Source organism: Acinetobacter sp. 1130196 (genome assembly GCF_000588095.1).
Lineage (GTDB): Bacteria > Pseudomonadota > Gammaproteobacteria > Pseudomonadales > Moraxellaceae > Acinetobacter > Acinetobacter nosocomialis.
In genome coordinates, this window is the sequence record NZ_JFWX01000053.1 from 1 (window position 1) to 22,242 (window position 22,242).

Annotated in this window: 21 protein-coding genes and 2 pseudogenes; 18 read left to right on the top strand and 5 right to left on the bottom strand. The window is 41.2% G+C overall.

Features of this window, described 5'->3' with window-relative positions:
* The 13 genes and pseudogenes from J671_RS22075 to J671_RS22135 form a co-directional block, all read left to right on the top strand.
* Window positions 1-259, top strand: a pseudogene (locus J671_RS22075) (IS5/IS1182 family transposase); the annotation flags it as partial.
* A 97-nt stretch (window positions 260-356) separates the two neighbouring features.
* Window positions 357-1,424 carry an aromatic ring-hydroxylating oxygenase subunit alpha gene (locus J671_RS22080; protein WP_004888276.1) on the top strand — a complete coding sequence of 356 codons (1,068 nt, stop codon included), beginning with the start codon at window positions 357-359 and terminating at the stop codon, window positions 1,422-1,424.
* The gene (locus tag J671_RS22085; RefSeq protein WP_004888275.1) at window positions 1,417-2,181 is read left to right on the top strand and encodes an SDR family oxidoreductase; all 765 of its coding nucleotides are present in this window, start codon (window positions 1,417-1,419) and stop codon (window positions 2,179-2,181) included. The genes J671_RS22080 and J671_RS22085 overlap by 8 nt, the downstream gene beginning before the upstream one ends.
* A gap of 11 nt (window positions 2,182-2,192) precedes the next feature.
* On the top strand, window positions 2,193-3,122 hold the full coding sequence (locus J671_RS22090; RefSeq protein ID WP_000627784.1) for a VOC family protein: 930 nt from the start codon (window positions 2,193-2,195) through the stop codon (window positions 3,120-3,122).
* 29 nt (window positions 3,123-3,151) lie between these two features.
* A complete protein-coding gene (locus tag J671_RS22095) occupies window positions 3,152-4,363 on the top strand; it encodes an NAD(P)/FAD-dependent oxidoreductase (protein WP_004888272.1) in 1,212 nt (403 codons plus the stop codon).
* Between the two features lie 42 nt (window positions 4,364-4,405).
* Window positions 4,406-5,629 (top strand): MFS transporter, encoded by a 1,224-nt coding sequence (locus J671_RS22100; protein WP_004888269.1) that lies wholly within the window; start codon window positions 4,406-4,408, stop codon window positions 5,627-5,629.
* 23 nt (window positions 5,630-5,652) lie between these two features.
* Complete coding sequence (locus J671_RS22105; protein WP_004710136.1) at window positions 5,653-6,174, top strand: cupin domain-containing protein; 522 nt, start codon at window positions 5,653-5,655, stop codon at window positions 6,172-6,174.
* 36 nt (window positions 6,175-6,210) lie between these two features.
* Window positions 6,211-7,035, top strand: coding sequence for an alpha/beta fold hydrolase (locus J671_RS22110; RefSeq protein WP_004888267.1), 825 nt, complete (start codon window positions 6,211-6,213; stop codon window positions 7,033-7,035).
* 15 nt (window positions 7,036-7,050) lie between these two features.
* On the top strand, window positions 7,051-7,845 hold the full coding sequence (locus tag J671_RS22115; RefSeq protein WP_004888265.1) for an SDR family oxidoreductase: 795 nt from the start codon (window positions 7,051-7,053) through the stop codon (window positions 7,843-7,845).
* A 15-nt stretch (window positions 7,846-7,860) separates the two neighbouring features.
* Window positions 7,861-8,652: an aspartate dehydrogenase gene (locus J671_RS22120; RefSeq protein WP_000735778.1), complete on the top strand. Its 792-nt coding sequence runs from the start codon at window positions 7,861-7,863 to the stop codon at window positions 8,650-8,652.
* A 13-nt stretch (window positions 8,653-8,665) separates the two neighbouring features.
* Window positions 8,666-10,132, top strand: a complete 1,467-nt coding sequence (locus J671_RS22125; RefSeq protein WP_004888264.1) for an aldehyde dehydrogenase — start codon at window positions 8,666-8,668, stop codon at window positions 10,130-10,132.
* 38 nt (window positions 10,133-10,170) lie between these two features.
* Window positions 10,171-11,811 (top strand): thiamine pyrophosphate-binding protein, encoded by a 1,641-nt coding sequence (locus J671_RS22130; RefSeq protein WP_004888256.1) that lies wholly within the window; start codon window positions 10,171-10,173, stop codon window positions 11,809-11,811.
* Window positions 11,812-11,966: 155 nt separating this feature from the next.
* A complete protein-coding gene (locus J671_RS22135; protein ID WP_002054411.1) occupies window positions 11,967-13,163 on the top strand; it encodes a hypothetical protein in 1,197 nt (398 codons plus the stop codon).
* A gap of 61 nt (window positions 13,164-13,224) precedes the next feature.
* Here J671_RS22135 and J671_RS22140 read toward each other — a convergent pair whose 3' ends face one another.
* A complete protein-coding gene (locus J671_RS22140; RefSeq protein WP_004888255.1) occupies window positions 13,225-14,523 on the bottom strand; it encodes an MFS transporter in 1,299 nt (432 codons plus the stop codon).
* Window positions 14,524-14,757: 234 nt separating this feature from the next.
* Between J671_RS22140 and def the strand changes: the two genes are divergently transcribed.
* Both def and J671_RS22150 read left to right on the top strand, forming a co-directional pair.
* Window positions 14,758-15,240, top strand: a complete 483-nt coding sequence (gene def / locus J671_RS22145) for a peptide deformylase (RefSeq protein WP_004710118.1) — start codon at window positions 14,758-14,760, stop codon at window positions 15,238-15,240.
* A gap of 178 nt (window positions 15,241-15,418) precedes the next feature.
* Window positions 15,419-16,741: a glutaminase gene (locus J671_RS22150; RefSeq protein WP_002054468.1), complete on the top strand. Its 1,323-nt coding sequence runs from the start codon at window positions 15,419-15,421 to the stop codon at window positions 16,739-16,741.
* On the opposite strand, the gene J671_RS22155 is transcribed toward J671_RS22150, so the two are convergent.
* Complete coding sequence (locus tag J671_RS22155) at window positions 16,708-17,496, bottom strand: AraC family transcriptional regulator (RefSeq protein ID WP_004888254.1); 789 nt, start codon at window positions 17,494-17,496, stop codon at window positions 16,708-16,710. The two genes, J671_RS22150 and J671_RS22155, sit on opposite strands and share 34 nt — an antisense overlap.
* A gap of 106 nt (window positions 17,497-17,602) precedes the next feature.
* Here J671_RS22155 and J671_RS22160 point away from each other — a divergent pair, with 106 nt between their 5' ends.
* On the top strand, window positions 17,603-18,823 hold the full coding sequence (locus J671_RS22160) for an MFS transporter (protein WP_004888253.1): 1,221 nt from the start codon (window positions 17,603-17,605) through the stop codon (window positions 18,821-18,823).
* A gap of 67 nt (window positions 18,824-18,890) precedes the next feature.
* Here the strand turns inward: J671_RS22160 and J671_RS22165 are convergent, their stop codons facing one another.
* Window positions 18,891-20,036 (bottom strand): aldose epimerase family protein, encoded by a 1,146-nt coding sequence (locus J671_RS22165; RefSeq protein ID WP_004888251.1) that lies wholly within the window; start codon window positions 20,034-20,036, stop codon window positions 18,891-18,893.
* Between the two features lie 172 nt (window positions 20,037-20,208).
* Here J671_RS22165 and J671_RS22170 point away from each other — a divergent pair, with 172 nt between their 5' ends.
* Window positions 20,209-20,655: a hypothetical protein gene (locus J671_RS22170; RefSeq protein WP_004888249.1), complete on the top strand. Its 447-nt coding sequence runs from the start codon at window positions 20,209-20,211 to the stop codon at window positions 20,653-20,655.
* Window positions 20,656-20,667: 12 nt separating this feature from the next.
* Here J671_RS22170 and J671_RS22175 read toward each other — a convergent pair.
* Window positions 20,668-20,874, bottom strand: a pseudogene (locus J671_RS22175) (LysR substrate-binding domain-containing protein); the annotation flags it as partial.
* Between the two features lie 160 nt (window positions 20,875-21,034).
* On the opposite strand from J671_RS22175, the gene J671_RS0105050 reads away from it, so the two are divergent.
* Entirely contained in the window at window positions 21,035-21,520 is a 486-nt protein-coding gene (locus J671_RS0105050) for a hypothetical protein (protein WP_228131591.1), read from the top strand.
* Here the strand turns inward: J671_RS0105050 and J671_RS25470 are convergent.
* A protein-coding gene (locus J671_RS25470) for an IS5-like element ISAba27 family transposase (protein WP_152534347.1) occupies window positions 21,442-22,242 on the bottom strand; the annotation gives its coding sequence in 2 pieces (ribosomal slippage) (window positions 21,442-21,882 and window positions 21,884-22,242; 800 coding nt annotated over the 2 pieces). This gene is flagged as partial in the annotation. The two genes, J671_RS0105050 and J671_RS25470, sit on opposite strands and share 79 nt — an antisense overlap.

Genomic DNA, 22,242 nt, shown 5'->3' on the forward strand with positions numbered 1-22,242 from the left:
GAAAGATTCTAAAATAAGTTCAATAGAACGAAATGAGTTACTTCAAACGGTTAAACATTTAGGCAGAACCCTATGGAAAAAATGGTCGGGTTATCACCGTCGTAGTTTGGTGGAAACCAAGATGCATTGCATCAAATTATTAGGTGATAGGCTGACGGCAAGACATTTTCAAAGTCAGGTCAATGAAATTCATGCGCGTGTGGCAGTTCTGAATAGATTTACGGAATTAGGTAGACCTCGCACCCAAGTTGTGTCTTAAATTTGAATGGATTGGGGAGAACTCAGCTTTTGAATGTTTATGCAACAAAGCCCAGAAGAAATGCAACGTTTAGGTTATTGATTCAGGGAAGAATAAAATGAACGCAATCGTATCAACTTCACAAAGCGCTGAAGAATATTTAGAACTTGGTTTACGTGACCAATGGCATCCGGTGTTAGCAAGTTGGGAAGTCGCTGCTAATCCGGTTGGGATTACCCGTTTAGGTGAAAACATTGTGGTTTGGCGTGATGCCGAAGGTCAGGTTCATGCACTTGAAGATCGCTGTCCACACCGCGGTGCTCGTCTTTCACTCGGCTGGAACTTGGGTGATCGAGTTGCTTGCTGGTATCACGGTGTTGAAGTTCGTGCCGATGGTGTGGTTGCCGATGTACCAGCCGTTCATGAATGCCCAATGACTGGAACCAAGTGTTTAAAGAGCTATCCGGTCATTGAACAGCATGGTGCTATCTTCATCTGGTTTGGGATTGATGCAAATGAACAACCCGCACCGCTTGAGTTCCCAGAACAACTGGCAAGCGAAGAGTGGAGTTCATTCCTTTGCCAAGCAGACTGGAAAGTAAACCATCAATATGCCATTGATAACGTCATGGACCCAATGCACGGTACATATTTGCACTGTACGTCACACTCAATGGCAGAAGGTGAACGTACCGCAGAGATGAAACACCGCACAACTGAAAATGGTTTTGTTTTTGAAAAAGAAGGCCAAACAGGTGTGAACTTTGACTGGGTTGAATATGGTTCGACTGGTGCAAGGTGGTTACGCCTTTCAATTCCTTACCGTAAACAGTTTGGTCCGGGTGGTGAATTCTGGATTGTGGGTTACGCAACGCCAATTGATGCCAACAATACCCGTGTATTTTTCTGGCGCTGCCGTAAGGTGAGTGGTTGGCAACGTAATGTATGGCGCTTCTTATATCGCAATCATTTAGAACAATTGCATTGGGATGTATTGGAACAAGACCGAATTATTTTAGAAAACCTTGCGCCAAATGCACGTGCACGAGAATTCTTATATCAACACGATGTTGGGCTTGCACGTTTACGCCGTTTAATGAAGAAAGAAGCTGAGAAGCAATTAAAGAAAATTGCTGCACTAAATGCATCAAACCGTATCGAGATGCAGGAAGAAGCTCATGGCTAATGTAGCGTTGTTGCAAGGCAAAAAAGTTTTAGTGACTGGTGCCGCACGTGGTTTAGGGCGAGATTTCGCTCAAGCCATTGCTGAGGCGGGCGCTGAAGTTGTAATGGCAGATATTTTATCTGACCTCGTGCAACAAGAAGCACAAGCCTTACAAAAACAAGGACTCAAGGTCCATGCAGTCACTGTTGACCTTGCCAATGCAGACTCTATTGAAAATGCTGTCGCAAAAAGCGTTGAACTGTTAAATGGTTTGGATGGTCTTGTGAACTGTGCAGCGCTTGCAACCAATGTGGGTGGAAAAAATATGATTGATTACGATCCTGAACTTTGGGATCGGGTTATGAATATTAATGTGAAAGGCACATGGTTAATTACAAAAGCGTGTATTCCACATTTAAAACAATCGGCTGCCGGCAAGATTATTAATGTTGCGTCAGATACAGCACTTTGGGGCGCACCGAACCTGATGGCTTATGTGGCGAGTAAAGGTGCAATTGTTGCCATGACACGTTCAATGGCAAGAGAGTTGGGTCAGTTCAATATCTGTGTCAATACTTTGTCTCCGGGGCTGACTCTGGTTGAAGCAACCGAGTATGTGCCACAGGAACGTCATGATTTATATGTCAACGGAAGAGCGATTCAACGCCAGCAACTTCCACAAGATTTAAATGGAACAGCATTGTATCTACTGTCGGATTTGTCCTCTTTTGTGACAGGTCAAAATATTCCGGTCAATGGCGGTTTTGTCTTTAACTAAGGAGTAGTCAAATGATTACAGGGATCGAGATTTTAAAGTTTGGAGTTGAAGATAGAGCCGCTTCAAACAAATTTTTGGCAGATTTTGGTTTAAGCCAAAGTACTTCAGATATTGAAGGTGCAGATTTATACCAGACTCAAAACGGCAGCAAGATTTATCTATTTAATTGTGATGATAACCGTTTGCCGCCTGCTATTGAGCAAGGTTCAACTTTACGTGAAGTCACTTGGGGTGTTGATAGTCTTCAAGACCTTGAAGACTTGGCAGCTCGTTTGGCCGATGTAGACGGTTTTAAACGTACTGAAAATACAGTTCAGTGTCTTGACCCAAATGGCATGACTATTCGTTTTGAACAAAGTTTTGTAAAAGAAGTACCAGAACTTAAAACGGAAGGCATTAACCAATACGGCAACATTCAACGTGTTAATGCAGCAAGTCCTGTTTATGAAAAAGGTCAACCTGTTGCGATTGGACATGTGGTGTTTTTCACACCGGATTTAGCAACTACTGAAAACTTCTATATTGAAAAAGTAGGCTTTCATTTATCTGATGCTTACAAAAATCGCGGTGCATTCTTACGTTGCCGCGGTGAAGGTTATCACCACGATTTATTCTTACTTAGCGTTCCAAATAAACCTGCTGGTCTAAATCACGTTGCGTTTGTTGTTCGTGATATTCATGAGGTGATTGGAGGCGGATTACATATGAACCGTTCAGAGTGGTCAACCTTTATTGGACCGGGACGTCATCCAATTTCTTCTGCTTATTTCTGGTACGTCAACTCACCATTGGGTGGTGCATTTGAATATTACACCAACGATGATTATTTGACTGAAGAATGGCAGCCACGTGTAGAAGAACATCGTCTAGAGCTTTTCACTGAGTGGGCGATTGAAGGTGGTCTTGATGACAAAACCCGCCGTCAGGTAAAGCCTGTGTAACAGGTATTGCTTTACAAGGAAGAAAGGCTATGGAAAAGATTGTAATTGTAGGGGCGGGGCAAGCTGCAGGTTGGGCAGTCAGCACCTTACGTCAAAATGGTTATGTGGGTGAAATTCATGTGGTCTCAAATGAAGATCAGGTGTTTTATGAGCGTCCGCCTCTGTCTAAGCAAGTACTTTCAAAAGAAGCAACGTATGAAAGTTTGAATCTGTTCTCCCCAGAACAGGTCCAAGAGTTCAACATTCAATGGCATAAACCAGAAATTGCAACAAAAGTCGATCGCGAGCAAAAGCAGGTTCATTTAGAAAGTGGTCAGATTTTGCCGTATGACAAATTGCTGATTGCAACTGGAAGCCGTGCACGTGTACCCGTCAATACATGGCAGTTCATTCCTAATGTTGTGACTTTACGAAATGTACGTGACTGTGAACGTCTGGCTGAAATTTTAAAGAATGCAAAAAATGTTGCTGTGATTGGCGGCGGCTGGATTGGTTTGGAAATCGCTGCAACCGCACGTAAGCAAGGCAAAGAGGTTCATATTTTTGAATATGGCGACCGTTTGTGTGCAAGAAGTGTGAGTCCGGAAGTTTCTGCATTTTTAAAAAATATGCATGAGACCCAAGGTACAAAAATTCATTTAGACAGCAAGAGCCTTCATTTGGTGGAAGCACCAGATCAAAAAGTTGAAGTGGTGAACCATCCTCAACATAGCCAGTTATTTGATTGTGTTGTAGTGGGTGCAGGTGCCGAAATTGCTAAAGAGTTAGGCGTGCATGCTGGGCTCGATGTGAAAGATGGCATTGTGGTGAATTGTTTTGGACAGACCTCAGATCAAGACATTTATGCCGCAGGTGATGTCGCGATTCATCCGGGCTTGGGTTATTGCATTCAGTCTTGGGCAAATGCACAAAATCAGGCGATTGCAGCTGCGAAATCAATGCTCGGAATTGAAACTGAATATACCGATATTCCTTGGCTCTGGTCTGATCAATACCACTTTAATATCCAGATTTTAGGAACGTATCAACCTGAAAAAACCAAAGAAATGGTGATTCGCCAAGGCGGTGAAGATCAGGTGAGCTATTTATATCTGGACCATGAAAATCGCTTGCTGAATATGATTGCCATTAATGACTCGAAGTTAATCAAGCTGGCAAAGCGTTGGATGCAAGCCAATACCGTTTTAGATCCAAAATTATTAGCAGATGCTGAATTTAATGTCATGAAGTTAAAACCGTAAACATTAAATCTGGTTCTCATTACCAAATCGAAGGAATGACACATGAGTAATGAAGAAAAAAGTGGATTAAAGCATTGGGTGCCTGCTTTTGTCCTTATGGTGTGTGTAGTACTGGCCTTTTTCGACAAGATCAGTATTGCGGTTTTATTTTCAGACCCCCATTTTCAAAGCTCGATGGGAATTGCTGAAGATAAAGCCAAGCTCGGATGGCTCATGACAAGCTTTTTACTTGCTTATGGGTTTTCATCAGTCTTTCTAAGCTTTTTAGGCGACATTTTTAACCCAAAGAAAATGCTGTTCTGGAGTGTGACCTCTTGGGGTTTACTCATGCTTTGCATGGGCTTTACCACCAGCTACTCAGGCATGTTGATTTTACGGGTTTTACTTGGTTTGGCAGAAGGTCCGCTATTTGCTTTGGCATACACCATTGTTAAACAGACTTACACAGACCGTCAGCAGGCACGTGCCTCAACCATGTTCTTACTGGGTACACCGATTGGTGCATTCCTTGGTTTCCCGATCACTGCAAATGTTTTAGCTCATCACGACTGGCACTCCACTTTTTTTGTGATGGCTGGTTTAACACTGATCGCTATTTTTAGCATTGTTTTTGGTTTACGTAACTTACAGCTCAAGAAAACTGTCGAAATTGAGGGCGAGAGTAAACGCACCAACTTCAAGGGTCACATTGCCAATACTAAATTGCTGCTCAGCAACAGCGCATTCTGGTTGGTTTGCCTCTTTAACATTGCATTGATGACTTATTTGTGGGGCTTAAACAGTTGGGTTCCTTCTTATCTTATGCAAGACAAAGGATTCAATCTCAAAGAGTTTGGGATGTATTCAAGCTTTCCATTCATCGCCATGTTAATTGGCGAGGTGGTGGGTGCGTTTTTATCTGACAAGTTAGGCCGCCGCGCTATTCAGGTATTTAGCGGTTTATTACTGGCGGGCATCTTCATGTATGTGATGGTCATTATGACCCAGCCATTATTGATTATTGCTGCCATGTCTTTAAGTGCGATGGCGTGGGGCTTTGGAGTAGCTGCGGTATTTGCTCTGCTTGCCCGAGTAACTACCTCAAATGTAGGGGCGACTGCGGGTGGAATATTTAACGGTTTAGGCAATTTTGCAAGTGCAATTGCGCCTGTTCTTATCGGTTACATCGTGATGCAAACACATAGTTTTAATTTGGGAATTACCTTCTTGGCTGCAGTCGCTGTCATTGGGTCGTTGTTCTTGGTTCCTCTTTTAAAACGTTATTAATTCACTGTATAGGAGTTTAAAAAATGACTACACAACAATTCGAAACGTGGAAACAGCCGGAAGGCGCTTCTTTAGAAGATTGGTTAAACACACGTATTGCTCGCTTTGAGACTCGTAAATATGACTTTGAGGCTTTGAAGTTTCAAGCCGATTACGACCCGAAATATCGTCGTGCTCAAATGCGCTATATGGGTACGGGTGCAACTGGTGTTGCAAATGACAGCAACACTGTACCTGCAGAGAACTTTACGTTTTCGACTATGGTGCTACCACCACAGTGTGAAGGTCCTTTGCACATTCACCACGACGTTGAAGAAGTTTTCTTTATGCTCCGCGGCGAAATTGATTTGTTTATTGAGCACAACGGCGAGAAATTCCAGACCCGTTTAAAAGAGCGTGATCTGATTTCAATTCCACCGGGGATCTACCGTGGTTTGTTTAACCCAGGTCAAGAAGATGCCTTGATGTGCGTGATGTTGGGAACAGGTAAACCAACAATTCCTAATTATCCACCAGAGCATCCATTGTCTCAAATCAAACGTTAATTGTTTGATGAAGTGAATGAAGGGAAAGAATTGAAAATGATGACACTCATTGAAAAGTTAGCAGAATTTCCGGTGAAAACGGTCAATGTTCAAGGCCAGCAGCAAGCCTATCGGGAAGCTGGTCAGGGCGAATACCTTGTGCTGTTGCATGGCATTAGTTCAGGTTCTGCTTCATGGGTAAACCAACTTGAAGTGCTGTCTCATCATTTTCATGTCATTGCCTGGGATGCACCGGGCTATGGCAAATCAGATGAACTTTTAACGGATCAACCGAATGCAACCGACTACGCAAAGCGTTTGGCAGCGTTATTCGATGTTTTAAAAATTAAAAAAGCGATTGTGGTCGGACACTCATTAGGCGCCTTACAGGCCAGTGCATTTGCTGCACTTTACCCAGAGCGAGTGGAACACTTGGTTGTTGCTAACTTAGCTCAAGGCTACCAACGTCACGATGAACAAACACAAATTCAGGTTTTTGAAAAAAGACCAAAAATGTTGAAAGAACTCGGTGCTAAAGGAATGGCCCAAAGCCGTGGACCTCATTTGATTTATAAACAAGAGCCACAAGCCTTAGCTTTAGTTTCAGAAGTGATGCAACAGTTGACCCTACAGGGTTTCACACATGCATCGTACTTACTGGCATATGACGAAATACGTAATTACTTAACCGATTTAAAAGTCCCATGCACAGTGATTGCAGGGCAGCAAGATCAAATCACTCCTGCGTTAGGTATACAAGAGCTTGCTCAGGAATTGCAGTTGGAACAGCGCTTCGTCATAGAAGATGCAGGACATTTAAGTTATGTCGACCAACCGCAAGCATTTAACCAAATTATGTTGACGATTCAGGAACAATCGTAAGAGAGATTAAGGATTATGAGCTTCCAAGTTGAAGGAAAAGTTGCAGTTGTTACCGGTGGCTCATCTGGGATTGGGCTGGCTGCTGTTGAAATACTGGTTGCAGAGGATGCAAAAGTTGCTTGGTGTGGTCGCGATGAAGAACGTTTAAATGCTTCTAAGCACTATATTTTAGAAAAATTTCCACATGCCAATATTTTTACCAAAGCATGTAATGTGTTGAAAAAAGAAGAAGTTCAGCAATTTGCCAAAGAGGTCAAACTCAATTTGGGCAATGTAGACATGCTCATTAACAATGCCGGGCAAGGTCGTGTTTCAAATTTTGAAAACACACAAGATGAAGACTGGATGAAAGAAATTGAACTGAAATATTTCAGTGTTTTACATCCGGTACGTGCTTTTCTTGACGACTTAAAACAGTCGGCAAATGCCTCAATTACCAATGTGAACTCGTTACTGGCATTGCAACCAGAACCGCACATGATTGCGACTTCATCTGCACGCGCTGCACTGTTGAATTTAACCCATTCTTTGGCGCATGAGTTTACTCAGTATGGCGTTCGTGTGAACTCGATTTTACTCGGTATGGTCGAATCTGCGCAGTGGAAACGCCGTTATGAGACCCGTTCAGATTTAAATCTGTCATGGGAAGAGTGGACAGGCAATATCGCAAAAAACCGTGGTATCCCAATGCAGCGTTTAGGCCGCCCGGAAGAGCCTGCACGTGCTTTAGTTTTCTTGGCATCACCATTGGCATCTTACACCACAGGTTCGGCAATAGATGTCTCAGGTGGTTTTAACAAACATTTATAAATATCAGGTGCTGTCATGAAAAAGTTGATGATGATTGGTTTTGGCGCAATGGCAGCAGAAGTGTATGCCCATTTGCCTCAAGATCTGCAACTCAAATGGATTGTAGTGCCATCTCGCAGCATTGAGAAAGTTCAATCACAAGTCTCATCTGACATTCAGGTGATTTCAGATATTGAGCAATGTGATGGTACGCCAGACTATGTCATTGAGGTGGCAGGTCAAGCAGCAGTGAAAGAGCATGCTCAAAAAGTTTTAGCGAAAGGCTGGACCATTGGACTGATTTCGGTGGGTACTTTGGCTGATAGTGAATTTTTGGTTCAGCTTAAGCAAACTGCCGAAAAAAATGATGCCCATCTGCATTTACTTGCAGGGGCTATCGCAGGTATTGACGGTATTTCTGCTGCTAAAGAAGGTGGCTTGCAAAAGGTCACTTATAAAGGCTGTAAAAGTCCAAAAAGTTGGAAGGGCAGTTATGCAGAGCAATTAGTCGATTTAGACCATGTTTCAGAACCTACGGTCTTTTTTACAGGAACTGCCCGTGAAGCTGCCATGAAATTTCCTGCCAACGCCAATGTTGCAGCAACCATTGCACTTGCAGGGCTTGGAATGGATGAAACCATGGTTGAGTTAACTGTTGATCCAACCATCAACAAAAATAAACACACCATTGTAGCAGAAGGTGGTTTTGGACAAATGACCATTGAACTGGTGGGAGTACCGTTGCCAAGTAACCCGAAAACATCAACTTTGGCTGCGCTTAGCGTGATTCGTGCTTGTCGCAATAGTGTAGAAGCAATACAGATTTAAGAAGGATTTGATCATGGCAAAGGAAATTTATATTGCGGGTGAATGGCGATTAGGCCGTGGTGCAGTCATTCAAAGCCTGTTTCCGGCAGATCAGTCGGTAAACGCTGAGCTTTCAACAGCAACGCTTGAAGATGTAAATGAAGCAATTGAAAAGGCAGATCAGGCTTGGCGTGAACCGAGCTGGAGAAACAGCTTGCCGCATGAGCGTGCACGTATTCTTTATAAAGTTGCAGACATTATTGAAGCGCGTGTAGATGAATTAGCGAAACTACAAACCCGCGATAATGGAAAGCCTTTAACCGAAACTCGTGGTTTAGTGATGAGCGCGGCGGCAACTGCACGCTATGTTGCTGCGGCATGTGAAACGTTGAATGATGAGCTCACCACTCAGCGTGCTCCAGACTTTATGACCATGAGTGTGCATGAACCAGTGGGCGTTGTGGCAGCCATTACCCCTTGGAACTCTCCAATTGCGAGTGAAGTTCAAAAGCTTGCTCCAGCTTTGGCAGCAGGAAATGCCGTGGTGTTAAAACCAGCAGAAGCAACTTCACTGATTGCTTTAGAGCTTGCCAAAATTTTTGAAGAAGCAGGTTTACCAAAAGGCTTACTCAGCGTGCTAGTTGGGCGCGGTTCTGTGATTGGTGATGCAATTGCTCAGCACCCATTGGTTCGTAAAATTTCTTTTACAGGTGGAACAACCACGGGTCGTCATTTGGCACACATTGCCGCAGATAAACTCATTACCACTTCGCTTGAGTTAGGTGGTAAGTCACCAACCATCGTTTTACCGGATGCAGATGTCGAACTGGCAGCTAAAGGTGTCGCGTACGGTATTTTTAGCTCGGCAGGCCAAGCGTGTATCGCAGGTTCTCGCTTATTTATTCATAGCAGTCTTTACGATCAGTTTTTAACGCGTTTGGTTCAAATTACTAAAGGCTTACGTGTGGGCCATCCAGAACAAGCTGGTGTGCATTTAGGACCACTGGTCAATGACAAGCATTTGCAGTCAGTTGATCGCTATGTACAGCTTGCCAAAAGCGAAGGTGGTCAAGTTCTGATTGGTGGTGAGGCACTTACGAATGGTGACTATGCCAAAGGAAGCTATTACTTACCAACGATTATTACGGGTTTAAATAACAGTGCTCAAACCTGTCAGGAAGAAATTTTTGGCCCTGTTTTAGTCGTTATGAAATATGACAATGAGCAAGATTTAATTGCCCAAGCCAATGACAGTTGTTTTGGTCTTGCCGCAGGTATCTGGACTGAAAGCTATCGCAAAGCTTGGCGAATTGCACGTGCTTTAGAAGTGGGAACGGTATGGATTAATACCTACAAAAAATTCTCGATTAGTGCGCCGTTTGGTGGCTTTAAAGACAGTGGGATTGGGCGCGAAAAAGGCCGTTTGGGCATTTTATCGTACATGCAACAAAAGAGTATTTATATGGGGCTGAATGAACAGCCCAACCCTTGGTGCGATTAATAAATTCAAGGACTGAAAACAAATTTTGAGGAACAGACATGACTGAACGTGTAAATGTAGGCGAAGCAATCGCAAGAGTATTAGAAGCGCACCAAGTTGATAGTATTTATGGTGTTATTTCCATCCACAATTTACCTATTGCTGATGCAGTTGGGCGCCGTGAAAAAATGCGCTTTGTTGCAGCACGTGGTGAAGCGGGTGCAGTCACCATGGCAGATGCACACTCACGTTTTAAAGGCTTAGGTGTAGCGCTGACCAGTACGGGTGCTGGGGCAGGTAATGCGGTGGGTTCACTGATTGAAGCAATGAATGCGAGTAGCCCTGTATTGCATTTAACTGGTCAGGTTGAGCGTGAATATCTTGACCGTGATGCAAGCTTCATTCATGAAACCAAAGACCAACTTACATTCTTACGAGCATCAAGCAAAGCGGCGTTCCGTATTACCAGCCCAGACAATGCTGTTGGTGTGATTCGTGAAGCCATCCGTGTAGCAACCACAGTTCCAATGGGACCGGTAAGTGTTGAGCTGCCGATTGATGTGCAGGCAGCAGAAATTGATTTGCCACTTAACTTAGGACCAGTCAAAGCACTTGAGTTACCACAGGCAGAGCAAGCAGAAATTGATCTTCTGGTAAACGAAATCAAAAAAGCAAAACGTCCGATTTTCTGGATTGGTGGTGGAACTTTAAATAGCGTTGCTGAAGTTAAAGCAATTGCAGATTTAGGTATTCCGGTTGTTTCATCGACTCATGCTCGTGGGGTTTTGCCAGATGATCATCCACGTAGTTTAGGTGCGTTCCATAACTCGGCAGGCGTTGAGCAATTATTAAAAGATGCTGACTTAATGGTTGTGTTGGGTTCTCGTTTACGTAGTAATGAAACCAAAACTTATTCGGTTGAATTCCCTGAAAACATTATTCAGGTGGATGCCAACCCAGTGGCTCAGCAACGTAATTACAAAATTCGTAACTTCATTTGTGGCGATGCCAAAGATGTCTTAACACGTGTGTTAGAACAACTTCAAGGTACTTCAAAAGTTGATGCCGATTACGATGCTGCTGTAGTGGCGGCTAAACAAGCTGCCATTGATGCACTGCGCAAGCAAATCGATCAGTATGCATTAATTTGTGATCACTTGCGTGCGGCTTTACCGCAAGACGGTATTTTTGTACGTGACATCACTATGTCGGGTAGTACATGGGGCAGTCGTTTATTCCCTGTACAAGCACCAAACCAAAACATCCACTCACTTGCGGGTGCAATTGGTTTAGGCCTTGCAACAGCAATCGGTGCTTCAGTTGCTAACCCTGACAAAAAAGTAATTGGTTTAGTCGGCGATGGCGGCTTAATGCTTGGCATTGGTGAAATTGCAACTATGGTACAAGAAAACACCAATATGGTCCTAATGATTATGAATGACGGTGGTTATGGCGTAATGCGTGGCATTCAAAATAACTACTTCGGTGGTCGCCAGTATTTCAACGAACTGCATACTCCAGACTACAAACTTCTTGGTGAATCAATGGGTGTGAAAAGCTGGAAAGTGGGTAGTGCAGAAGAGTTTAAAACGGTTATTCAAGAGGCTGTCGCTTTTGAAGGGCCAACAGTGATCGAGCTCGATATGAACTCGATTGGACCATTAAACTTCGCGGGTCCACCGCAAAAGAAACTGTATTAACCAGTTTGGATGGTTTAGTACATATGCGATGGGAGCTGCTAAGCCATCCTTTTTTTAGATAAATTTTTTTGTCTAAAAAACAATAAAAACGAAGTTTTACAGGTAAAACAAATAAAGTTCCAGCAGGACGCTGGAACTCAATCAAGGATGTAGAGATGAAAAAGACTTCATTGATCATGGCATTCATTGCGCAGCTTACGATGGGGGTAAGCGTCAATGCATTTGCAAAAGACTCATTGCTTGAATGGAAAAGTGATGACGGCACCGACTCATTAAAGTTAGGTGGGGTGGTTCGGTTAAATCAGCGCTATGAAGATTGGGAAGGCCCAAACCGCGGTTTCGGTAAGCTCTATTTTGATATTTTCAGAGTCGATTTAAAAGGTAAGTTTGATGATGCTTACATCAATGCCAGCTATCTATTTCAAGATCAGCAGAAAACATCTATTGAAAAGGCATACGTTGGCTATAACTTAAATGCCAATAACAGCATTGAAGCAGGTCTGGTTTATAAACCTTTTACAATTTATCCCTATCCGCAAAATGGCTGGACCTATCACATTCCATTCTTTTTAGGGTATGGAAATAACATTGCGCCGGGACTTAACTGGAATTATCACGACAAAGATTGGGATGTAAAACTCGGTTACTACCCGCAAATGTTAGAGACCAACTTGCGTTATTCACCTGAGAGTGCAACTTATGATGATTTGGCAGGAAATGCATTTCCATCTCAAAAAGCCTATCAAAATGAAAAGCGCAATCAAATCAATACCCGCATTGTTCGCAAGTTAGAAACCGATTTTGGTAAGCAGGAGTTTGGTGTTTCTGGCGCGATTGCACAGTTACATAACAAAGTGACCGATAAAGACGGCAAATATTATGCAGTCGGTTTACATACCGAAAACAACTACAATCGCTTTAATTTACAAAGTTCTGTCATTCACTATCAATATGATGCTAAAAACCCAGATGGTGTAAATAATGACATGACTTTAATGGGTAATAATGGCTTTACACCTGCTTATTTCATTGCTTCAGAAGGTACGATTGCCAGTTTAAACCTTGCTTATACGTTACCTGTGACCAATATGGGCAAACTAAAAGCCATTAAGTTTTATAATGACTATAGTTATCTCGATAAAAAACGTGATGATTGGTCAGATTCGCAAATGAACACTACAGGCATGATGTTTATTGCTTCGCCATTTATGGTTTGGGCAGACTATACGTGGGGTAAAAACTCCAACATTATTGGTGGCTCGACCAACTCAACAGGGTATACCTCTGCCACTTCACCTAACAGTGATAAATGGCTATACCGTATTAACTTTAATATCGGGTTTACTTTCTAAAGTAAGCAGTATTAAAAAACCACGCAATCGGCGTGGTTTTTTATTTAATAAGTGAAAATTTTTAATACCTGTTTTTTTCAAACTTATTCCAAAACACAAAGGCAGTTACAAAGGCCAAAATTGTTAGCGCGAAAATATAATACATCGCACCAATATCACTGTATTGACTGAGCCAATGAACTAAAGGTAGGGTCATACCACCAACAATTGCATAAGACAAATTATAAGAAAACGAAATGCCAGAGAAGCGAACAGGCGCGGGGAACATTTTAACCATACTGCTCGACACCATGCCGACAGTACCTGAGCATAGACCTAACAACATATATAAACCAAAAATGGTTGAATGTGCGGCATGACCTAAACTGTGATAAAAAACTGCCGCTGTAAGTGCCACAGCAAGCGCACCGATCATCATGACTTTGCCACAACCAAAACGGTCAGCAAAATAACCAGCCAAAATACAGCCGACCATTTGCATGATAATGGCTGCGCTTTGCATTTCAAAAGTCTGTGCACGATCAAAACCAAATGAACCAATCAACAAATTTGGCATGGCTAAAATCACTACCACCACACAGCCCGTTAAAAACCATGTAAATAACATGCCAATCGCAACCGCTGTTTTATGCGTTTTTAAGACTTGTTTTACAGGCATTTCTTTTGAAATTTCTTTACGTGCCTGCATGGCTTTAAATACAGGTGTTTCTTTTAAATACGTTCTTAAATAAAGTGCAACTAGACCAAAAATACCACCTGCAATAAAAGGTATACGCCAAGCCCAGTCATGGATTTGTGCTTCACTAAAATTCAGTGAAATCCATAAAGACATCAGTGCACCCAGTAAAATTCCTAAAGAAAGCCCAGCGGTGAGTAACCCATTTGCCAGTCCGATTTTTCTTTCAGGGACGTGTTCCGATACAAAGGTCCATGCAGCTGGAATTTCCCCCCCAATCGCAATCCCTTGCACCACACGCATAAGCAATAAAAGTAGAGGTGCCAAATATCCGATATTTTCAAAGGTGGGCAAAATCCCGATAAATAGGGTAGGCAGTGCCATCAGCAAAATTGAAAGTGAAAAGAGCTTCTTACGCCCGACCAAGTCACCAAAATGGGCCATGATAACCCCACCTAAAGGGCGGAAAAAGTAACCTGCTGCAAAAATGCCGTAAGTGTTGAGCATGGCCCAAAACGGACTAAGCGTACTTGGAAAAAAGAGGTCGGAAATGATTTTTGCGTAAAATACATAAATCACAAAATCGTAAAACTCTAAAGCGCCACCCAATGAAGAAAGGGCGAGGGTTCGTTTATCTTCTTTAGTGAGATAGTTCGCGTCCTGCAAAGTTAATTCCTGATCCATTTTTTACTTAGTTGTTGTAATTGAAGTTAGGATATTAATGGAAAAGTGAAATAAAAGTAAATGGAGGAAATTTGTTCTATAGGGATATGTGGATTTTACTTAGTAAGCTAAAAAAGCTTTAAAACAAAAAATGCTTTAGATGAAACAAAAACAGATGTCGGAATGACTTTTCTTTTGGCCTGTTCAGCGACACAATAAAACTTGTCATAGCCAGTTTAATGAGAGATTCAAAGGATGAGCGTAGTTTTACCTGTCGCGAAGCGCGGTGAAGATATTTTGAAATTAATCGCGGCTCCTGTTTCGGCAAATGAGCTAAACAGTAATTGGCTTTATCAGCTTGCTGACGCTATGCATGCAACAATGCTTGAGCGTAATGGGGTGGGGATTGCAGCACCGCAAGTTTATATCTCTAAACGCGTCATTATTGTGGCATCTCGACCAAATCCACGCTATCCGGATGCACCTGAAATGGATGCTGTGGTTATGGTAAATCCTGAAATTTTAGAGTTCTCAAACGAAGTTTGTTTAGGTGAAGAAGGCTGCTTAAGTGTGCCAGACGAACGTGGACAAGTTGAACGCGCAGAAATGGTTAAGGTGAAATACTTAACACTTCAGGGTGAGACGATTGAAAGCGTTTTTCATGGTTTTCCTGCTCGTATTGTTCAACATGAAATTGATCATTTAAATGGGATCTTGTTTGTAGAAAGAATAAGCTAACCATCTCTTTAAAGTTTTGAAAAACCTATAATGAGCTTGAAATGGAGAAGTTATAGGAATTACAATACTTATAGCGTGATATTTAAATCATTACAAAAGATATAATTTTAATATTATCAGCAGGTTGTGCTGAAATTTTGCGCGATGTTGTAAATCTCCTCATTTAAGGTTACTGACCATGAAAACCCCTCTCCCAGATTATTTGGCAAATGTTATAGAAGCCTGTGACGTCGATAATAGCGGTCATCTCGCCGATTATATTCCTGAGTTGGCAAATGCAAACCCAAATCGATTAGCTTTAGCAATGTCTACGGTAGATGGGGAAATTTATTCGGTCGGCGATGATGATGTTGAGTTCACCATACAATCGATTTCTAAACCTTTTGTATATGCCTACGTTTTGCAACAACTTGGCATTGATGCAGTACTCGCGAAAGTAGGGGTGGAGCCTTCAGGGGAAGCCTTTAATGAAATTTCATTGGGTAAAGACGGCCGACCAAAAAATCCAATGATTAACTCTGGCGCAATTACTGTACATTCCTTGATTCAGGTCAAACATGGTTTGCATAGCGCAGAAATTCTACGCCGTTTTATGAGCGAGCTTGCAGGCCGCGAATTAAGTTTTGATGAGTCTGTTTATGATTCGGAAGTCAAAACAGCCTACCGTAATCTTTCGATCGGTTATATGTTGCGAACGGTAGGGATTTTAGAAACTGACCCAGTCGATATTGTGAATGGGTACATTCGCCAATGTGCGATTATGGTTACAGTGAAAGACTTGGTACGTATGGGCAGTGTGCTTGCCAATGGTGGGGTCGACCCTAAAACTGGAAAGCGCTTACTAAATCGATCTGTGGTTAGACAAGTACTCAGTGTCATGATGAGCTGTGGTATGTATGATGCCGCGGGTGACTGGCTTTCAACTGTAGGTATTCCTGCTAAAAGTGGTGTAGCAGGTGGTATCTTGGGCGTGCTACCTGGTCAGGTCAGTATGGCTGCTTTTTCACCTCGACTAGATGAACATGGTCATAGTGTTCGAGGTATTGATATTTTAGAACGATTATCTCGTGACATGGGGTTACACCTCATGGAAGGAACACCTTCTGCACAAACCATTGTACAAAGCCATTATCGTACTGGAAAAGATGCATCATTGAGTGTGTATGTGCTGCGTGGTGTGTTGAAGTTTACTGAAGCTGAAATGTTATTGCGTATTTTACAAGACGAGACAATTGATCAAAGCACAATCGTCATTGATTTAACTCAGATTTCACTTATCCACGATGTGGGTAAACGTATGTTTTTAGAAGGCTTAGATCGTTTAATTGATGATGGACATACACTTGTTCTAGTCGATCCAGAACAGCGCCTAGATCATGCGAGAACTGGTAAAGACAGAGAACTTCATGTTTATCACGATTTCGATGATTTGCTCGAAAAGCATGACCTCCCTGCAAAAAAAAAGACTTATAGCGACATCGCGGCACTTCTAAATTGCTGAGGTGTTTTTCCTAGATGTCGCTTAAACATCGCACTGAACGCGCTGGGGTTTGTATACCCCAGTGACTCTGAAATTTGAGAAATAGATTCACCATTCGCGATTTTACTCAAGGCAAGTGCAATATGCATTTGCTGTATCCATGCCCGATAAGATAGCCCAGTTTCTTTCTGGAACATACGCATTAAAGTTCTAGAACTCGTGCCAATATCATCAGCCCAATCTGTTAAATCTTTTGAACTGTCAGGGGTATGTAATAACTCTTGGCAAATTTTTAAGAGTCTTTTGTCTTTCGGCCACGGAATCTGGATAGACAACAAATTGGCCCGATGTATTTCTTCAAAAATCAAAATTTGTAAAGAACGGGAAAGCTCTTGAGAGGTCGGTGTATTTGGAATTTCCTCTCGTTTAATTTCATTTAAACGTATTAAAAGTTCATGCAACAGGTTACTCACCCGAATAATAAAGCAATGTTGTCCCATTAGAGGGGCTGCATTTACTTCAACCAATGCCGTATTTAACTTCACGTGACTCAGTGAAATCACACTGTGCTCTACATGTGCTGGAATCCATAACGCACACATGGGTGGCACAATCCACACATTATTCGGTGTAAACACCTGAATAGTTCCAGTAGATGCATATAAAAACTGCGCACGTGTATGCGTATGGGTTGGGGTGATTTCTCGGTAAGAATGCTCGGAAGATAGCCCAATCACCAGTTCAGACAAATCGGACTGAATAAGAGAATCGGACATAAATTATCCTAGAAATTGTCACTTATACGATGATTATTGGAAGATAACTTTATAAGCGACAATTTACAATAAGCATCTCATTTAAAAATATTGGAGTTTTTCAGGTATGACGTCTTCAATACAATTGAAAGATGGTATTGCCAATACCGTTGCAAATGATCAGCCTCAAGGAATGATTATTAAAATTGTAGGCGCCGTGGCGGTTGCACATTTACTGAATGATTTAATTCAGGCGGTGTTACCAGCCATCTATCCAATGCTAAAAGCAAACTTTTCGCTGAGTTTTGCGGAGGTTGGCCTGATTTCGTTTGTATATCAAATTACAGGTTCTCTGCTACAGCCTTGGATTGGACTTTATACCGATAAACATCCAAAACCGTATCTTCTCCCACTCGGAATGGTCGTCACATTCTGCGGCATTATCTTGTTGGCATTTTCACCAAGTTTTGCTGTGTTGTTATGTGCATCTGCACTTATTGGAGTCGGGTCCGCAACCTTTCATCCAGAAGCTTCACGGGTAGCACGAATGGCATCGGGCGGGCGCTTCGGTACAGCTCAGTCGACTTTCCAAGTGGGCGGAAACACAGGTACTGCCATTGGCCCATTATTAGCAGCGTTATTAATTGTTCCATTTGGACAACATGCAGTTGCGGGCTTGGTGATATTTGCACTTTTAGCAATTTGGGTTTTATTTGGCGTAAGCCGTTGGACCGTGAGTCATGCTAAAAGTCAGGTAGTTGCGCGTGCTACCCAAGCACATACTAAATTGCATGGCCGTAAGCTCATTATCGCCTTGGGCACAATTAGTGTGTTGATGTTTGCCAAATTTACCTACATTGCGAGCATTAGTAACTACTTTACCTTTTACTTAATTCAAAAGTTCCATATCAGTATTCAAACAGCTCAATTACACCTATTTGCTTTTTTGGCGGCTGTGGCAGTAGGTACATTTGCTGGTGGCCCAATTGGCGATAAGATTGGCCGTAAAGCTGTGATTTGGGTTTCATTTGTTGGTATGGCGCCATTTGCATTAATGATGCCGTATGCAAACTTATTTTGGACAACAGTTTTTTCAATTATTGCTGGTTTGGTGTTGTCATCGGCTTTTGCAGCGATGGTGGTGTATGCGCAAGAAGCTGTTCCGGGCCGTGTGGGTATGATTGCGGGTTTAATGTTTGGCCTTATGTTTGGGGTAAGTGGTATTGCCGCAGCTGGGCTGGGGCATTTAGCGGATATTAACGGTATTGAATGGGTATTTGGTTTATGTTCATTGTTGCCATTACTTGGTTTTGCAACAGCACTTTTACCAAACACAAAGGTTAAATAAATGAAAAGACTCTCAGCCATATTCAACTGAGAGTCTTTTTAATATGCACATAGCCTCATTAAAAAGACTATTTTTGAACACCAAACTTAAATACAGTAACACTGTTATAAGTTTGATTTGGGTTTAAACGTGTAGACGGGAAAGCCGGTTGATTTGGGCTGTCTGGAAAATGCTGTGTTTCTAATGCTAGTGCGTCTGCTTGTCGGTAGAGTACGCCATTTGCGCCAACAATATTTCCGAGTAAATGATTGGCTGTATACATTTGGACACTTGGTTCAGTGGTTAAGACTTGCATGGTCCGTTTAGATTTTGGGTCAACCACAATCGCTGCAAGATTGAGTTTCCCTTGAGACTTTTGATTAATTACCCAAGTTTGGTCATAGCCATATCCATAGGCGAGTTGCTGATTATTTGCTCGAATATCTTTCACAATTGCTTTAGGCTTCCGAAAGTCAAAAGGCGTACCTGCAACTGAAGCAATTTCACCTGTTGGTAAAGAGTTTTGATCGGTTACTAATATACGGTCTGCATTGAGTTGGACAATATGATCGAGCACACCATAAGGATTATTGCCAGCGCCTGATAAATTGAAATAACTATGGTTGGTAAGGTTGACGACTGTAGGTTGATCAGTTTTGGCTTTATATTCAATCTTGAATTCATTTTGATCTGAAAGACTGTAGATTACTTCTACATCTAATTTTCCGGGAAAACCTTGATCACCATTTGGACTGGTTAACTTCAGAGAAGCTTTAACGGTTTCACCTTGAGAGACGAGGGGTTTAACTTGCCAAACACGTTTATCAAAACCAGGATTCCCGCTATGTAATGAGTTCGGGCCATTATTTTTTTCGAGGTTATACGTTTTTCCATCTAAGCTAAATTTAGCATTACCAATCCGGTTCGCATAACGACCAATCAAACCACCAAAATGAATGCCTTCCTTGGTATCAGTGACTTCATAGCCTTTTAAGTCATCAAAGCCCAAAACAATATTATTTTGTTTGCCTTGTGCATCGGGAGTCAAAATCTGGGTAATTACACCACCGAAACTAATAAAAGATACCGAGACTCCTTTGTTATTGCTCATGGTATAGAGTTCAACTTTTTGACCGTCTTGAGTCGTGCCATATGGCTTTACATTTAAGGTTGCTGCATTTGCCAGTTGTGCAAAGCTGTAAATCGTAACACCTAAAATTACTAGTTTTTTCATGCTTATACTCTATTTTTTAATAGTTAGATTGCATGAATATAAGATTGATTTTTCGTCTTTTTAAAGAGGTTTTTATTATATATAGTGTTAATGAGGATTAGCGCTGTTAACTCTAACTATTGAACAAACTGGCCCTAGTCCTATTAATAAAACTCAGCGGTAAGCTATTTTTATGACTCATTCTGTCTCAGTTTTAAAATTTTCACTTGCTCTTAATGGCTTGTCATTTGATTTAGACAACCAGCACATTCAACTTGAACTGGGTTTGGGTTTTATTAATTCAAAAAGTATCAGCAATGGCGTTGTTGATGAGCTTGCGGTTGAAAAGATGATTTATTTTATTGAAGAAATCATCGAGTCTCAGCCCCTCAGAAATTTAAAGATAAGTGGGGTAGTTGTTACGGCTGATACCGCCATGGCACAACTCAGTGAGTTATTTTTTAGTGCTAAAAAGCAAATCAGCCGTATTGAGCTTGAGCATGGATTTAATGATTTTATTGAGCGTTTAAGCTACTACACAAACCAAGTGGCTCGAGATCAGGTTTATGTTTTTACCTACTTTGTATTTGTTCGAGAGATGATGCATCACTTAAGAGTTGAGGAAATTCAGATCATTTAAGAAATCACTTTCTCAATCTGCTAACTCATCATGAATCCAGTTTAAAAACAGTTCAATTTTAGGAATAAATTGATGCGTTCGAGGATATACCAAATGATGAGCAGAAATAGGAATCGATAGTTCATCTGCAAAAACTCTAACCAACTTTCCTGAGTCCAAATAATTTTGAGTGAGTAAATTACTTTCCAAAACAAATCCTAGTCCATGCATAGCTGCTTCAAATATCGAGTTTTTTAAAACTAAAAATTATGATAGAGACTTGGAAGGTTGATTTTATCTTTTTTTCAAAATAAATAATTGAATTTAATGGTATTAATATTTGTAATTGATGATAATATCTGTAGGGATTTAAAAAACAAAAAATTAATATGAGGATCTTATGAGTTATAAACTAATCAAAATAAGTGTATTAAGTACTATTTTTTTAATTGGTTGTGGGGAGGAGTCCAAAAGAGAAGAAAATGAGTATGAAAAAAATATGCTTACAATCGAAGCTGAAAATTTTAATGATAAAGTTAACTTGAATGTAAAAGAAGAGGAATATAGCTTAATAGCCCAAGGAAATAGCTCAGATGTAACTCTCTATTTTAACAAACCCGATAAAACGGACCTTCCTATTTATGGTGAATTACAGCTTTTGGCTGAAAGTAATAAGGCACGTTTTGCCTCACTTGCTTGGATAAATAAATATAATGATATGAGTGTTTTATTTTGTATAAATTATGAAGACTGTTCAGATAATACGGAATATAGTTTTGATAATGATAAGACCTCTTGCGAAAGTCGTTATTGCAAGTTCATCCGATTTACCAGTGCAGCGATTAAGTTAATGCGTAAACCGAATCTTTTCCGTCTATTTCGATAGCGTTCACTTAATATTCTAAATGTTTTCAATTGACTATTAATATGTTCGATCACAACTCGTATTTTTCCAATCATTTTATTGTACTTTTTCTCAACATCAAATAAGGGTAAATTCTTCTTTTTCTTTATTGGCATCAATAATTTAAAGCCATCTTGCTCTAATCCGTAGTACCCTAAATCGGTCATAACATATTTACAATGTTTGAATTTTTTAACCGTTCTTCTTGCCAATTTAATGTCATGCTGACTGCCATTCGATATATCTAGCCCTATGATTTGTTTGCTGTTCGGATGATAGATCACTTGTGCTTTTAGCGTATGTTTCTTCTTTTTACCACTGTAGAACTTACTCTGATTTTTTTTTCGGACGTTCTATTGAACATTCTGTCGCATCAATAATGACCCAGTTAAACTGTTCGTCTGCTGTGGTAATGCTTCGTTTTGGCAGAGTAAACCGTCTTGATTTCATCAATGCATCTTCAACCTTTTTAATGGTTCGATTCACATTACTTTCAGCGATATGGTAATTTGCAGCCAACTCCAATTGAGTGCTGTAATTCCGTAAGTAATTGAGTGTTAATAATAATTGATCCTCTATAGCTAAAGTATGAGGACGCCCAGATTTCTTTTTAAGTGATTCTACTTCTTTTAAAACTTCGATCATTTCACTAAAAACTGGTCGAGGTACACCAACCAAGCGCTGGAATTCAGAATCTGAAAAAC

Coding starts and splice junctions, on each gene's coding strand:
- J671_RS22130 (WP_004888256.1), top strand. CDS start 10,171: ATGACTGAACGTGTAAATGTAGGCGAAGCAATCGCAAGAGTATTAGAA.
- J671_RS22085 (WP_004888275.1), top strand. CDS start 1,417: ATGGCTAATGTAGCGTTGTTGCAAGGCAAAAAAGTTTTAGTGACTGGT.
- J671_RS22095 (WP_004888272.1), top strand. CDS start 3,152: ATGGAAAAGATTGTAATTGTAGGGGCGGGGCAAGCTGCAGGTTGGGCA.
- J671_RS22150 (WP_002054468.1), top strand. CDS start 15,419: ATGAAAACCCCTCTCCCAGATTATTTGGCAAATGTTATAGAAGCCTGT.
- J671_RS22080 (WP_004888276.1), top strand. CDS start 357: ATGAACGCAATCGTATCAACTTCACAAAGCGCTGAAGAATATTTAGAA.
- J671_RS22135 (WP_002054411.1), top strand. CDS start 11,967: ATGAAAAAGACTTCATTGATCATGGCATTCATTGCGCAGCTTACGATG.
- J671_RS22115 (WP_004888265.1), top strand. CDS start 7,051: ATGAGCTTCCAAGTTGAAGGAAAAGTTGCAGTTGTTACCGGTGGCTCA.
- J671_RS22090 (WP_000627784.1), top strand. CDS start 2,193: ATGATTACAGGGATCGAGATTTTAAAGTTTGGAGTTGAAGATAGAGCC.
- J671_RS22160 (WP_004888253.1), top strand. CDS start 17,603: ATGACGTCTTCAATACAATTGAAAGATGGTATTGCCAATACCGTTGCA.
- J671_RS22155 (WP_004888254.1), bottom strand. CDS start 17,496: ATGTCCGATTCTCTTATTCAGTCCGATTTGTCTGAACTGGTGATTGGG.
- J671_RS22105 (WP_004710136.1), top strand. CDS start 5,653: ATGACTACACAACAATTCGAAACGTGGAAACAGCCGGAAGGCGCTTCT.
- J671_RS22165 (WP_004888251.1), bottom strand. CDS start 20,036: ATGAAAAAACTAGTAATTTTAGGTGTTACGATTTACAGCTTTGCACAA.
- def (WP_004710118.1), top strand. CDS start 14,758: ATGAGCGTAGTTTTACCTGTCGCGAAGCGCGGTGAAGATATTTTGAAA.
- J671_RS22120 (WP_000735778.1), top strand. CDS start 7,861: ATGAAAAAGTTGATGATGATTGGTTTTGGCGCAATGGCAGCAGAAGTG.
- J671_RS22100 (WP_004888269.1), top strand. CDS start 4,406: ATGAGTAATGAAGAAAAAAGTGGATTAAAGCATTGGGTGCCTGCTTTT.
- J671_RS22110 (WP_004888267.1), top strand. CDS start 6,211: ATGATGACACTCATTGAAAAGTTAGCAGAATTTCCGGTGAAAACGGTC.
- J671_RS22170 (WP_004888249.1), top strand. CDS start 20,209: ATGACTCATTCTGTCTCAGTTTTAAAATTTTCACTTGCTCTTAATGGC.
- J671_RS0105050 (WP_228131591.1), top strand. CDS start 21,035: ATGAGTTATAAACTAATCAAAATAAGTGTATTAAGTACTATTTTTTTA.
- J671_RS22140 (WP_004888255.1), bottom strand. CDS start 14,523: ATGGATCAGGAATTAACTTTGCAGGACGCGAACTATCTCACTAAAGAA.
- J671_RS22125 (WP_004888264.1), top strand. CDS start 8,666: ATGGCAAAGGAAATTTATATTGCGGGTGAATGGCGATTAGGCCGTGGT.